This window comes from Streptomyces sp. NPDC050121 (assembly GCF_044460385.1).
Taxonomy (GTDB): domain Bacteria; phylum Actinomycetota; class Actinomycetes; order Streptomycetales; family Streptomycetaceae; genus Streptomyces; species Streptomyces soliscabiei.
In genome coordinates this window covers 353,056-366,430 of sequence record NZ_JBITJV010000001.1, presented here as the reverse complement: position 1 = coordinate 366,430, position 13,375 = coordinate 353,056, and the positions used below count along the sequence as shown (strand labels likewise).

Below are 13,375 nucleotides of genomic sequence, written 5' to 3'. Positions count from 1 at the left end.
GACGTGGCTACTTCTTCGCGTCGGAGTCGCCGTCGGTCTTCTTCGGCTCTTCGTCGGCCTCGGCGGCCTTCTCCTCGGCCGCTTCGGGCTCGTCCTTCTTACCGAGGTCGACGGGCTTGTCGTCGGAGGCGGCGGCAGCTTCGTCGGCGGACTCGTCGGTCTCGGTGAGGGAGGAGGCGTCGTCCGGGACGATGTCGGAGTCGGACTTCAGGTCGTGCTCGACGCCGTGGACGATGCGGTTGTACTCGTCGTCGGTCAGGACGGCGCCGATCGCGTTCTTCGCGAAGAGCAGCTCCACGCCCGGTCCCGCATCGAGGAGGATCGTGTCGTCGTTGACCTCCTTGACCGTCGCGTACATGCCCCCGATGGTGCGGACACCACTGCCGGGCTGCAATTCGTTACGCATGTTGGCGGCCTGTTGCTGCTTCTTCTTGGCCGACCGGGTCATCAGGAACATGGCCCCGATGAGCACGATGAACGGGAGGAGGGTCACAGGACTCACGGGACGGAACTTCCTTCAAACGACCGCGATGGTTTGAGCGGCCTGATGGATGGGGGTTGTGTGCTGCCGACAACGGCGGCATCGGCGGAGTCTAAGCGAGTCCGCGTGCATGGAACAACGCTCAGCATCGCACCTGGGTTCCTGACCCGGCCAATGCCCCGCCCGTAACTCTGCGTCTCACGGACCGAACAGGTCCTGTTGTCCACTTCCCTGGGCCGGGGTGCGGGGCGGGGTGAGGCCGAGGTGCGTCCACGCGGCCGGGGTCGCCACCCGCCCGCGCGGTGTACGCGCCAGTAGCCCCTCCCGCACGAGGAACGGTTCGGCGACCTCCTCGACGGTCTCGCGCTCCTCCCCCACCGCGACGGCGAGGGTGGACAGGCCGACCGGGCCGCCGCCGAACAGCTTGAGCAGGGCCTGGAGGACCGCGCGGTCCAGCCGGTCCAGACCGCGGCCGTCCACCTCGTAGACCTTCAGGGCGGCCTCCGCGATCTCGCGGGTGATGATCCCGTCGGCCTTGACCTGCGCGTAGTCGCGGACGCGGCGCAGCAGACGGTTGGCGATCCGGGGGGTGCCGCGGGAGCGGCCGGCGATCTCGGCGGCGCCGTCGGTGTCGATCTCGACGTCGAGGAGGTTCGCGGAGCGGTGGACGACGCGCTCCAGCTCGGCCGGCTCGTAGAACTCCATGTGCGCGGTGAAGCCGAAGCGGTCGCGCAGCGGGGGCGGCAGCAGGCCCGCGCGCGTGGTGGCGCCGACCAGGGTGAAGGGGGGCAGTTCGAGGGGGATGGCGGTGGCGCCGGGGCCCTTGCCGACGATGACGTCGACGCGGAAGTCCTCCATCGCCATGTAGAGCATCTCCTCGGCGGGCCGCGACATGCGGTGGATCTCGTCGAGGAAGAGGACCTCGCCCTCCTGGAGGGAGGAGAGGATCGCGGCAAGGTCGCCGGCGTGCTGGATGGCGGGGCCGGAGGTGATGCGGATCGGGGCGCCCATCTCGGCGGCGATGATCATCGAGAGGGTGGTCTTGCCGAGGCCGGGGGCGCCGGAGAGCAGCACGTGGTCGGCGGTCGCGCCCCGCGCGCGTGCGGCGCGCAGGACCAGGTCGAGCTGTTCGCGGACCTTCTCCTGGCCGATGAACTCGCCCAGGTCCTTGGGGCGCAGGGCGGCCTCGACGGCCTGGTCCTCGCCGTCGGCGACAGAGCCCACCAGCCGGTCCGCGGCGGGGCCGACGAGCCGCTCGGGGGCACTCTCGTCGGTCGTGTCGTCCCAGTTCACTGGTGTTCTCCTAGCGGGCGCGGTTCAGGGTCTGCAGGGCGGCCCTCAGCAGCTGGCCCACCTGGGGCGCGCCGGCGGCGGCCTCGGCCTGCGGGGTCACGGCGGCGACCGCCTCGTCGGCCTCGCGGGTGGCGTACCCGAGGCCGATCAGGGCGGCGTGCAGTTGGTCGCGCCAGCCGCTGGTGACCGGGGCGCCGACCGCGGGGGCGCCCACCGGCGCGCCCAGCCGGTCCTTGAACTCCAGCAGCAGCTTCTGCGCGCCCTTCTTGCCGATACCGGGGACGGCCATGAGCGCCTTCTCGTCCCCCGCGGCCACCGCTCGGCGCAGGGCGTCCGGGGTGTGCACCGCCAGCATGGCCTGGGCCAGCCTGGGGCCGACCCCGCTCGCGGTCTGCAGCAGCTCGAAGACCTGGCGTTCGTCGTCGTCCACGAAGCCGTACAGGGTCAGCGAGTCCTCCCGTACGACGAGGGAGGTGGCGAGCTTGGCCGGCCGGCCGAGCCGGAGGGTGGACAGCGTGTTCGGGGTGCACTGGACGGCCATGCCCACGCCGCCCACCTCGACCACCGCGAGATCGGGAGCGAGTGCGGCGACCGTGCCGCTGACGAAGGCGATCATGCCGTACGGCCTTTCGATGTCATCGGTGCTTTGGCTGCGTGCAGGGCGACGGCCTGCTGGAGTCGGTTCTGCGCGGGGGCGCGCCAGATGTGGCAGATGGCGAGCGCGAGGGCGTCGGCGGCGTCGGCCGGCTTGGGCGGGGCGTCGAGCCGGAGCAGACGCGTGACCATGGTGCCGACCTGTGCCTTGTCCGCGCGCCCGCTGCCGGTGACGGCGGCCTTGACCTCGCTGGGGGTGTGCAGGGCGACGGGGATGCCGCGGCGGGCGGCGCACAGCATGGCGACGGCGCTGGCCTGGGCGGTGCCCATGACCGTGCGCACGTTGTGCTGGCTGAACACGCGCTCCACGGCGACGAATTCGGGCCGGTACTCGTCCAGCCAGCTCTCTATGCCCTGCTCCACGGCGACCAGGCGCTGCCCCAACTCGGCGTCCGCGGGCGTGCGTACGACACCGACGCCGAGCATGGTGAGCGGCCGGCCCGCGACCCCCTCGACGACGCCGACACCGCACCGCGTCAGTCCGGGGTCCACCCCGAGTACGCGCACGCCCCCACCCTTTCGCAGCTGAAGATCTCCGATGGTCGCCAGGCTATCCGCTGGCACTGACAACGACGTCGGGCCGGTAGGACGTGTCCCCACCGGCCCGACGGATCCGCTCAGTTCGCGGCAGCGCTACGCGTCGACCTTCTCCATGACCTCGTCGCTGACGTCGAAGTTGGCGAAGACGTTCTGCACGTCGTCGCTGTCCTCGAGTGCGTCGATCAGCTTGAAGATCTTCTTCGCGCCCTCCTCGTCCAGCTCGACCTGCATGGTCGGGACGAAGTTGGCCTCGGCGGAGTCGTAGTCGACGCCGGCCTCCTGGAGGGCGGTGCGGACCGCGACCATGTCGGTGGCCTCGCTGATGACCTCGAAGGACTCACCGAGGTCGTTGACCTCCTCGGCGCCCGCGTCGAGGACCGCGCCGAGCACGTCGTCCTCGGTCAGCTCGCCCTTGGGGACGATGACGACGCCCTTGCGGTTGAAGAGGTAGGACACCGAGCCCGGGTCGGCCATGGAGCCGCCGTTGCGGGTCATGGCGACGCGGACGTCGGAGGCGGCGCGGTTGCGGTTGTCGGTGAGGCACTCGATGAGCACCGCGACGCCGTTGGGGCCGTAGCCCTCGTACATGATCGTCTCGTAGTCGGCGCCGCCGGCCTCGAGACCGCCGCCGCGCTTGACCGCGGAGTCGATGTTCTTGTTCGGAACCGACTGCTTCTTCGCCTTCTGGATGGCGTCGTAGAGCGTCGGGTTGCCCTCGATGTCGACGCCGCCCATCCGGGCCGCGACCTCGATGTTCTTGATCAGCTTCGCGAAGAGCTTGCCGCGTTTGGCGTCGATCACGGCCTTCTTGTGCTTCGTCGTAGCCCATTTAGAGTGGCCGGACATCTGCCTGTCTCCTTCGCGTAACCCATCGATGAACGAACCCCAGAGATCCTACAAGGACTCCGCCGCCCGGTTCGCGCGCACCATGTCGACGAACAGGGCGTGCACGCGGTGGTCGCCGGTCAGCTCCGGGTGGAACGACGTGGCGAGCGCGTTGCCCTGACGGACCGCGACGATGTGACCGTCGTGCTCGGCGAGCACCTCGGTCCCGGCGCCCACGGACTCGACCCAGGGGGCGCGGATGAAGACGCCCTCCACAGGATCGCCCGTGATGCCGCGCACGTCGAGTGCGGCCTCGAAGGACTCGTTCTGGCGGCCGAAGGCGTTGCGCCGCACGATCATGTCGATGCCGCCGATGGTCTCCTGGCCCGAGCGCGGGTCGAGGATCTTGTCGGCGAGCATGATCATGCCGGCGCAGGTGCCGTAGACGGGCATGCCGTTGCGCACACGCGCGCGTAGCGGCTCCATCACGCCGAAGAGGACGGCCAGCTTGGAGATGGTGGTGGACTCCCCGCCGGGGATGACGAGACCGTCGACCTCGGCGAGTTCCTCGGGGCGCCTGACCGGCCTGGCCACGGCGTCGGCCGCGGCCAGGGCGATGAGGTGCTCCCGTACGTCGCCCTGGAGGGCCAGGACGCCTATGACAGGGGCTTCGTTGCTCATGGGGGCGATTACCAGCCGCGGTTGGCGTAGCGCTCGGCCTCGGGCAGGGTGTCGCAGTTGATGCCGACCATGGCCTCGCCCAGGTTGCGGGAGGCGTCCGCGATGATCTTCGGGTCGTCGTAGAAGGTGGTGGCCTTCACGATGGCGGCGGCGCGCTTGGCCGGGTCGCCGGACTTGAAGATGCCGGAGCCGACGAAGACGCCCTCGGCGCCGAGCTGGCGCATCAGCGCGGCGTCGGCCGGGGTGGCGACGCCTCCGGCGGAGAACAGCACCACCGGGAGCTTGCCGAGCTCGGCGACCTCCTTGACCAGCTCGTAGGGGGCGCGCAGGTCCTTGGCGGCGGCGTACAGCTCGTTGTTGTCGTAGCCGCGCAGGCGGGCGATCTCGTTCTTGATCTGGCGCAGGTGACGGACGGCCTCGACGACGTTGCCGGTGCCGGCCTCGCCCTTGGAGCGGATCATCGCGGCGCCCTCGGCGATGCGGCGCAGGGCCTCGCCCAGGTTGGTGGCGCCACAGACGAAGGGGGTCGTGAAGGCCCACTTGTCGGAGTGGTTGACCTCGTCGGCCGGGGTGAGGACCTCGGACTCGTCGATGTAGTCGACGCCGAGGGACTGCAGCACCTGCGCCTCGACGAAGTGGCCGATGCGGGACTTGGCCATCACCGGGATGGACACGGCCTCGATGATGCCCTCGATCATGTCCGGGTCGGACATCCGGGCCACGCCGCCGTCCTTGCGGATGTCGGCCGGGACCCGCTCCAGCGCCATGACGGCGACGGCGCCCGCGTCCTCGGCGATCTTCGCCTGCTCCGGCGTGACGACGTCCATGATCACGCCGCCCTTGAGCTGCTCGGCCATCCCGCGCTTCACGCGCGCGGTGCCGGTCTCGGGGGTCTGGTTTTCGGAGATCGTGCTGGACACGGGGTGACCTCACTCGTTGAAAAGAGGATTTCTGCACCACCGAGGAAACGCGAATGGACCAGTCCACAGCAAGGGCCAATGAACAGCCGGTGGATCCTTTTCGCTGCTCTCGCCGAACCCGGCGCTCACCTGGCCGGTGTTCTCCCGGTCCCGGTCCTGGTCAGCTCGCGCGCTCGGACAGGGCGGGCGGGGGTTCGTCGTCCATTTCGAAGGCCATCGGGAACGGGGCGTGGCCGGCCAGGCGGAACCAGCGGACCTTGCGGTGTTCGCGCAGGCGGCGGGCCGCGCCCACCGCGTCGTTGTGGAAGCGGCGGGCCATGGGGACCCGGCGGACGGCCTCCGCGAGCTCGCGGGCCGCCGCGTCTCCCCCGGGCGCCTCGCGTACGACGTCCAGTTGCCGCGCGTCCGCGAAGACGGCCCGCAGGGCCTGGCTGAGCTCGCTCTCGGCGACCTCCCGCTGCTCCTCCTCGGCCTGCCGGGCGGCATGCGCGGCCTCGTACAGGACGATCGAGGCGGCCGGGTCCAGGACCTTGGAGGTGGCCAGTTCCTGGGCCACGGACGCCCGGCGCAGCAGTTGCGCGTCCAGCGCGGCGCGGGCTGCATCGATACGAGCGTGCAGCCGGTCCAGCCGCCCCGCCGTCCAGCTCAGGTAGAGGCCGACGGCGACGAGGACGACCAGGGTCCAGATCAGGGTTGCGGTCACGGGCGGCAAGGCTACCGGGGCGTCCTACGGCGCCGGGGCAGCGGTCAGTCCCGCGCCAGCCCGAGCCGGGCCCGCAGGCCGGCTGTTCCCGCCGCTCCCCGGTCGTCGTCGGCCGCCACCGCCGCCGCGCCGGCCGTCACCGTCTCGTACACGGACAGGATGTCCGCGCCGACGGTCGACCAGTCGAAGCGCCGGACATGGGAGCTGCCCCGTTCCCGCAGTTCGGCCCGCCGGGCGGGGTCGCCCAGCAGCCGTACCGCCGCCTCGGCCAGCGCGTCCGCGTCCTCGTTGGGGAACAGCTCGCCCGCCGCCCCCTGGTCGAGGACCTGGGCGAAGGCGTCGAGGTCGGAGGCGAGCACGGGAGCGCCCGCCGACATGGCCTCGACGAGGATGATGCCGAAGCTCTCGCCGCCGGTGTTGGGCGCCACGTACAGATCGACGCTGCGCAGGAACCGTGCCTTGTCCTCGTCGCTGACCATGCCGAGGAACTCCACGCGCGCATGCAGCTCCTCGGGGAGGTCGGCCACCGCCTCCTCCTCGTCGCCGCGGCCCGCGACCAGCAGTCGGGCGGCCGGCCGCTCGGCGAAGATCCGCGGCAGGGCCTTCATCAGCACCGGCAGGCCCTTGCGGGGCTCGTCGATGCGCCCCACGAAGCCGATCGTGTCGCCCTGCCAGGCGGGGTTGGGCTCGGCCCGGGCGAAGAAGTCGACGTCGACGCCGTTGGGGATGACCACGGCGTCCCCGCCGAGGTGCTCCACCAGCGTGCGCCGGGCGTACTCGCTGACCGCGATCCGCGCGCTGATCTTCTCCAGGGCGGCCTGGAGGATCGAGTACGCGGCGATCATGGCGCGCGAGCGCGGGTTGGACGTGTGGAAGGTGGCCACGATCGGCCCCGACGCCGCCCAGCAGGTCAGCAGGCCGAGCGACGGTGAGGTCGGCTCATGGATGTGCACGACGTCGAACCCGCCGTCGTGCAGCCAGCGCCGCACGCGCGCGGCGGACAGGAAGCCGAAGTTGAGCCGGGCCACCGAGCCGTTGTACGGCACCGGGACCGCGCGGCCTGCCGAGACGACGTACGGGGGCAGCGGGGTGTCGTCGTCGGCGGGGGCCAGGACGGACACCTCGTGACCGAGCCGGATGAAGTACTCGGCGAGGTCGCGGATGTGGAACTGGACGCCGCCCGGGACGTCCCAGGAGTACGGGCAGACGATGCCGATTCTCAACGCAGGTCCCCGTCCGACGGGCGGGGTTCCAGGTCCGCGAGCCACAAACGCTGGAGCATGTGCCAGTCCTCCGGGTGGTCGGCGATGCCGGTGGCGAAGGCGTCTGCCAGCGCCTGTGTCATGACAGACGTCTTCTCGGCCCGCGTACCTGTCTCGGGTACCTCGATCGGGGGATGCACGCGCCCCTTCATGACGGGCGAGTCGTCGTACCAGAGGGTGACGGGCAGCAGCAGCGCGCCGGTCTGCTGGGCGAGCAGGGCCGGTCCGGCGGGCATCCGGGTCCGGTCCCCGAAGAAGTCCACCTCGACGCCGGAGGCGGACAGGTCGCGCTCGGCGACCAGGCAGACCAGGCCGCCGTCGCGCAGCCGCCGGGCCAGCGTGCCGAAGGCGGTGCCGCCGGTGTGCGGCAGCACCTCCATGCCGAGGCCCTCCCGGTAGGCGACGAACCGGTCGTACAGCGTCTCCGGCTTGAGGCGTTCGGCGACCGTGGTGAACGGCGTCTCCAACTTGGTGGTGACCCAGGCGCCGGCCAGGTCCCAGTTGCCCATGTGCGGCAGCGCGAGGATGACGCCCCGGTCGGAGGCGATGCCGTCGGTCAGGTAGTGGACGTCCTTGGGGTCGAAGCCGCCACGGACGCGCTCCGCGCTCCAGGCCGGCAGCCGGAAGGACTCCATCCAGTAGCGCAGATAGGAGCGCATGCCCGCGCGCGAGAGCTCGGCGAGGCGCTCCGGGCTCGCGTCCGGCACCACGCGCGCGTAGTTGCTCTCCAGCCGCTGCACGCCCTTGCCGCGCCGCTTCCACGCGACGTCGGCGACGGTGCGCCCGAGACGCACGGCGACGGGCTCGGGGAGCTTCTTGACGGTGCTCCAGCCGAGGCCGTACAGCGCGTCGGTCAGGCGCTCCTGGGCGCTCACTTCGCGGCCTCGCTCCCCTGGGCCTCGTGTCCCTGAACCTCGTGTCCCTGGGCCTCGTGTCCCTGAACCTCGTGTCCCTGGCCCTCCTGCGCCGCGGCGGCCTCCGCCTCGGCCGACTCCCGCCGCACCGTGACCACCCGCTGGATCAGCGTGACCAGGCTGCCCGCGGCGACGATCCACAGCGCGATCGGCAGCAGCGCCTGGATGCCGGGCACGCCGAACGTGTGCAGCCCCGCCAGACCGGCCGCGACCAGGGAGATCACGAGCCGCTCCGCGCGCTCCACGAGCCCGTTGACGGCGACCGGCAGCCCGATCGACTCGCCGCGCGCCTTCGTGTACGACACCACCTGGCCGCTGGTCAGACAGAAGATCGACACGGCGCACAGGACGTTGTCGTCGCCGTTGCCCGCGTACCAGAGCGCGAAGCCGCCGAAGATCGCGCCGTCGGCGACCCGGTCCAGCGTGGAGTCCAGGAAGGCCCCCCAGCGGCTGGTGCGGCCCAGCTGGCGGGCCATGTTGCCGTCGACGAGGTCGGAGAACACGAAGAGCGTGATGACGATCGTGCCCCAGAAGAACTCCCCTCTCGGGAAGAAGACCAGCGCGCCCGCCATCACTCCGGCGGTACCGAGGAGTGTGACCGTGTCCGGGCTCACGCCCCGGCGGATGAGAAACGCGGCGAACGGTGTGAGGACACGCGTGAAGAATGCACGCGCGTACTTGTTCAGCATGGCCTTCCCGAGGGTTCGGTGTGGCCGTGCGGCCCCTGCTGGCCACCGGCTGGCCCATCGTAGCCACGCGCGCGTGTGTGCGACGGTCGGGCACCCGGACCCCCGTGTCACGGACCCCCGCGGCACGGGCCGACGGCATCCGGGTCACGGACGGGTCGCGTCCGCCGTATGGACGCGGGGTGACGGGAGTGGAAAGCTCGAAGGACCGCGGGCGTCGCCGGAGCCGCCATCGCACGCGGGGCCGTGGTGCCCGCGCCCCAGTGACCTCACCGTGCACGGGAGGCAAGGAAATGGGCGACAAGGCGAACGCACACCCCGGAGCCGCCGGCAGGGCTACAGCGGCCGACCACCCCGCGTCCGTACGGAATGTGGTGCTGGTCGGCCACTCCGGATCCGGCAAGACGACCTTGGTGGAGGCTCTCGCGCTCACGGCGGGAGCGGTCAACCGCGCGGGCCGCGTGGAGGACGGCACCGCCGTCTCCGACTACGACGAGATCGAGCACCGGCAGCAGCGCTCGGTGCAGCTCTCCCTGGTGCCCGTCGAATGGGACGGCATCAAGATCAACCTTCTCGACACCCCCGGATACGCCGACTTCGTCGGGGAACTCAGGGCCGGTCTGCGTGCAGCGGACGCGGCCCTCTTCGTCGTCTCGGCGTCGGACGGCGTGGACGGCTCGACCCGCATGGTGTGGGACGAGTGCGCGGCCGTCGGCATGCCCCGCGCGATCGTGGTCACGCACCTGGAGGCCGCCCGCGCGGACTTCGAGGAGATGACCCGCACCTGCGCGGAGGCCTTCGGCGGCGACGATCCGGACGCGGTCCTTCCGCTGTATCTGCCGCTGCGCGGACCCGAGGGCCCGGACGGGCACGCCTCCGTGACCGGGCTGACCGGGCTGCTGTCCCAGAAACTGTTCGACTACTCCTCCGGCGAACGCAAGGAGGCCGAGCCGGGCGAGGACCAGCTGCCGGACCTCGAGGAGGCCCGCAACCGGCTGATCGAGGGGATCATCGCCGAGAGCGAGGACGAGACCCTCATGGACCGCTACCTCGGCGGCGAGCAGATCGACGTCAGGACGCTCATCGAGGACCTGGAGCGGGCCGTCGCACGCGGCACGTTCTTTCCCGTCCTGGCGGCCGCCCCCGCCGCCGACGGCGCCCGCCAGGGTCTCGGCACCGTCGAGCTGCTGGAGCTGGTCACCAGGGGCTTCCCGACGCCCCTGGAGCGCGAGGCGCCGCGCGTGACGACCGTCGACGGCGCCCCGCGCGAGCTGAAGCGCTGCGATCCGGACGGTCCGCTGGTCGCGGAGGTCGTGAAGACCTCCTCCGACCCCTACGTCGGCCGCGTCTCCCTCGTGCGCGTCTTCTCCGGCACCCTGCACCCCGACGAGACCGTCCACGTCTCCGGGCACGGCCTGGCCGACCGCGGGCACGAGGACCACGACGTGGACGAACGCATCGGCGCGCTGTCCGCGCCGTTCGGAAAGCAGCAGCGGGTCCTGACGCACGCCATCGCGGGCGACCTCGCGTGCGTGGCGAAACTCGGCCGCGCGGAGACCGGCGACACGCTCTCCGCCAAGGACGACCCACTCCTCATGGAGCCCTGGCAGATGCCCGACCCGCTGCTTCCGCTCGCCATCCAGGCGCACAGCAAGGCCGACGAGGACAAGCTCTCGCAGGGTCTGGGCCGGCTGGTCGCGGAGGACCCGACGATGCGCCTGGAGCAGAACCAGCACACCCACCAGGTGGTCCTGTGGTGCCTCGGCGAGGCCCACTCGGACGTCGCCCTGGAGCGACTGCGCTCCCGCTACGGCGTCCAGGTCGACGTCGTCCCGCACAAGGTCTCCCTGCGGGAGACGTTCGCGGCGAAGTCCGCCGGGCGCGGACGGCATGTGAAGCAGTCCGGCGGGCACGGCCAGTACGCGATCTGCGAGATCGAGGTGGAACCGCTGCCGGGCGGCTCGGGCATCGAGTTCGTGGACAAGGTCGTCGGCGGCGCGGTGCCGCGCCAGTTCATCCCGTCCGTCGAGAAGGGCGTACGGGCCCAGGCTGCGAAGGGGCTGGCGGCCGGGCATCCGCTGGTCGACGTCCGGATCACGCTGCTCGACGGCAAGGCGCACTCGGTGGACTCCTCCGACGCCGCGTTCCAGACGGCCGGCGCGCTCGCCCTGCGGGAGGCGGCCGCCGACGCCCGGATCCATCTCCTCGAGCCGGTGGCCGAGGTGACCGTCCTGGTCGGTGACGCCTACGTGGGCGCCGTGATGAGCGACCTGTCGGGGCGGCGCGGCCGGGTGCTGGGCACGGAACAGACCAGCGGCGGGCGCACGCTCGTACGGGCCGAGGTCCCCGAGATCGAGATCGGCCGGTACGCCGTCGATCTGCGTTCCCTCTCGCACGGCACGGCCCGCTTCCACCGCGCCTATGCCCGGCACGAGCCGATGCCGCCGCAGGTGGCCGAGAAGCTCCGCCAACAGGCTCAGGACAGCTGACGGTTGGGGCTGGTCCCCACTCAAGTGACGCGTGTGGAAGATGATCCTCCGCATCGGCGGGCGGCTTCGGTCGTCCGCCGACGCATGTCAGTGGCTGGGGCTACCCTGATGACCTGATCAACAGGTGTGCGGAGCACGGAAGTCGGGAAAGCCGCAGGAGCGGGACGGCGGCGAGTGGGGGCGGGAATGACCGTGGAGGACTTCTTCGGGCCACAGGTGCCCCGGGCGGGCGGCGCGGGCGGTGCCCCGACGTTCGCACTGGCTTCGGCGGCCTACCGGGACACCCCGATGGAGGAGATCAAGAAGGCCGACAACGAGTGGCACCAGTCGACGGTCAAGGACGGCCGGAAGTGGGCGAAGATCTTCCGCCCCAACTTCGGTGAGGCGTACTCGCAGGCGGTCATCGACCGCATGCTGGGCGTCGGCCGCGCGCCGCTCATCCAGTCCTTCGGCAGCGAGCCCCAGGTCGTCGTCGAGCACTGTCTCGCGGCCAACCGCATCCGCCGGGAGCGGGACACCAAGCTGACCGCCCTGATGCTGCTGTGCGGCGTGCTCTTCCTGCCCGGCCTGCTGGTCTGGCTGCTCGTCTTCCAGCTCCGCGCCACCATGGGCAAGACGGACAACAAGCGGATATCCGGCCTCGGCACCGGCCTGCTGGTCGCCGTCGGCGCCCTCGCCGTGATCTTCCTGGTCCGGATGCCGTTCACCGGCTTGGCCGGGTGGTACGCGCGCGGGTGCATCGTGGCCCCCGTGGCCGGCTGGTTCCTGGCCAAGCGGGTCTGCGAGAGCACCGCGAAGGACCTGCGCGAGGCCTGGGACGGCCTGCTCTCCGGCGGCACCGTCGGGGCGAAGGTCCCCGAGGCCGTGCCGACCAGTCCCGACCAGGCCGCGGCCGAGCAGCTGCGTCAGTCCCTGGCCAGGCTCAGCGCCGAGCAGCAGTCCAACTCGGTCTTCTACGCCGGTCCCAAGGGCATCCTCGGCATGGGCACCCGCTGGGGCTCCTGGCACCTCGCGGAGGAGTTGGCGCCGCTCGACCCCGTCAAGGGCATCCACGAGTTCCGCAGCTGGACCGTGGTCCGGGCGATCCACGACGAGCTGAGTGTGCTGCACCGGCAGAGCCTGAAGACCGGCGGCTTCCCGGAGCCTCAGGTACGGCACTGGATCGTCACGCATGTGGGCGAGGGCGCCAAGGAGGTGTCCAGGCCCGAGGGGACCGACGTCGAGGCCTACCAGGTCAAGCCCAGGGCCGTGGAGGACATCTGCAACAACCAGCAGTTCGACAGCGGCGACCGCCACTACCTGGGCGTGCAGTGGCCGCACCTGTGGAACGGCAATCTGATCCTGACCCTGATGATCACCGTGACGGTGCTCAAGGAGACCCTGCGCATCGAGGTCACCGGGCATGCCCTGGGGCCGGTCAACGGACTGTTCAGCGCCAAGCCGACGGCGCCCACCAAGGAGGTCGCCAAGACCGTCCGCTTCTGGGAGACCCGGAAGGTCAAGCTGCCGCTGGTCACCACCGACGAGGTCGTCCGGCTCGCCGCGCGCGCCACGATCAGCTGGTATCCGCCGGTGCTGAAGTGGCTCGGCGGCTCGATAGGCCTGCCCGAGCCCTTCGGCCTGCGGCACGCCTGGGCGGACCAGCCCTGGAGGCACCGCTTCATGGCCGACGACGCGCTGCGCGCCGCCACGCCGGTGCTGCGCGCGGTGCACAGGGCGACGCTGAGGGTGCTCCGCGAGCATGACGTCGACGTGGACAAGTTCAGCTCGCGGGCGGCGGCCCTGAGCGGGGCGGTCCAGGAGGTGTCTCCGAAGAAGGCGGACACCTACGACGCGTAGGCCTCCGGCGGTTGGGCCGCTTTTTGCGCGGGTGGGATGGGTGACCGGCCCTGGGGGCTGTGCCCCCAGACCCCCCTACGGCCCTTAA

13 protein-coding genes are annotated in these 13,375 nt (G+C 71.2%); 2 read left to right on the top strand and 11 right to left on the bottom strand.

Annotation, left to right across the window (positions count from 1 at the left end; translation table 11 throughout):
- Positions 1-7: 7 nt before the first annotated feature.
- From yajC to pgsA, 11 genes are all read right to left on the bottom strand, one after another.
- The gene (gene yajC, locus ACIBTS_RS01695; protein ID WP_399315822.1) at positions 8-502 is read right to left on the bottom strand and encodes a preprotein translocase subunit YajC; all 495 of its coding nucleotides are present in this window, start codon (positions 500-502) and stop codon (positions 8-10) included.
- 177 nt (positions 503-679) lie between these two features.
- Positions 680-1,774 carry a Holliday junction branch migration DNA helicase RuvB gene (gene ruvB, locus ACIBTS_RS01690; protein ID WP_399315821.1) on the bottom strand — a complete coding sequence of 365 codons (1,095 nt, stop codon included), beginning with the start codon at positions 1,772-1,774 and terminating at the stop codon, positions 680-682.
- Positions 1,775-1,784: 10 nt separating this feature from the next.
- A complete protein-coding gene (gene ruvA / locus ACIBTS_RS01685) occupies positions 1,785-2,390 on the bottom strand; it encodes a Holliday junction branch migration protein RuvA (protein WP_399315820.1) in 606 nt (201 codons plus the stop codon).
- The gene (gene ruvC, locus ACIBTS_RS01680) at positions 2,387-2,935 is read right to left on the bottom strand and encodes a crossover junction endodeoxyribonuclease RuvC (protein WP_399315819.1); all 549 of its coding nucleotides are present in this window, start codon (positions 2,933-2,935) and stop codon (positions 2,387-2,389) included. Before ruvC ends, ruvA begins: the two co-directional genes overlap by 4 nt.
- A gap of 126 nt (positions 2,936-3,061) precedes the next feature.
- Positions 3,062-3,814, bottom strand: coding sequence for a YebC/PmpR family DNA-binding transcriptional regulator (locus tag ACIBTS_RS01675; RefSeq protein WP_079663496.1), 753 nt, complete (start codon positions 3,812-3,814; stop codon positions 3,062-3,064).
- Positions 3,815-3,862: 48 nt separating this feature from the next.
- Positions 3,863-4,474: a pyridoxal 5'-phosphate synthase glutaminase subunit PdxT gene (pdxT, locus tag ACIBTS_RS01670; RefSeq protein WP_399315818.1), complete on the bottom strand. Its 612-nt coding sequence runs from the start codon at positions 4,472-4,474 to the stop codon at positions 3,863-3,865.
- Between the two features lie 8 nt (positions 4,475-4,482).
- A complete protein-coding gene (gene pdxS, locus ACIBTS_RS01665) occupies positions 4,483-5,394 on the bottom strand; it encodes a pyridoxal 5'-phosphate synthase lyase subunit PdxS (protein WP_079663494.1) in 912 nt (303 codons plus the stop codon).
- Positions 5,395-5,554: 160 nt separating this feature from the next.
- On the bottom strand, positions 5,555-6,097 hold the full coding sequence (locus ACIBTS_RS01660; RefSeq protein ID WP_319671181.1) for a hypothetical protein: 543 nt from the start codon (positions 6,095-6,097) through the stop codon (positions 5,555-5,557).
- Positions 6,098-6,141: 44 nt separating this feature from the next.
- Complete coding sequence (locus ACIBTS_RS01655) at positions 6,142-7,320, bottom strand: glycosyltransferase family 4 protein (protein ID WP_399315817.1); 1,179 nt, start codon at positions 7,318-7,320, stop codon at positions 6,142-6,144.
- Positions 7,317-8,234, bottom strand: a complete 918-nt coding sequence (locus ACIBTS_RS01650; protein WP_399315816.1) for a phosphatidylinositol mannoside acyltransferase — start codon at positions 8,232-8,234, stop codon at positions 7,317-7,319. Before ACIBTS_RS01650 ends, ACIBTS_RS01655 begins: the two co-directional genes overlap by 4 nt.
- A complete protein-coding gene (gene pgsA, locus ACIBTS_RS01645) occupies positions 8,231-8,962 on the bottom strand; it encodes a phosphatidylinositol phosphate synthase (RefSeq protein WP_399315814.1) in 732 nt (243 codons plus the stop codon). Before pgsA ends, ACIBTS_RS01650 begins: the two co-directional genes overlap by 4 nt.
- 290 nt (positions 8,963-9,252) lie before the next feature.
- On the opposite strand from pgsA, the gene ACIBTS_RS01640 reads away from it, so the two are divergent.
- Positions 9,253-11,448, top strand: coding sequence for an elongation factor G-like protein EF-G2 (locus tag ACIBTS_RS01640; protein ID WP_399315812.1), 2,196 nt, complete (start codon positions 9,253-9,255; stop codon positions 11,446-11,448).
- 186 nt (positions 11,449-11,634) lie between these two features.
- Positions 11,635-13,287, top strand: a complete 1,653-nt coding sequence (locus ACIBTS_RS01635) for a hypothetical protein (protein WP_399315811.1) — start codon at positions 11,635-11,637, stop codon at positions 13,285-13,287.
- The last annotated feature ends 88 nt before the right edge of the window (positions 13,288-13,375 follow it).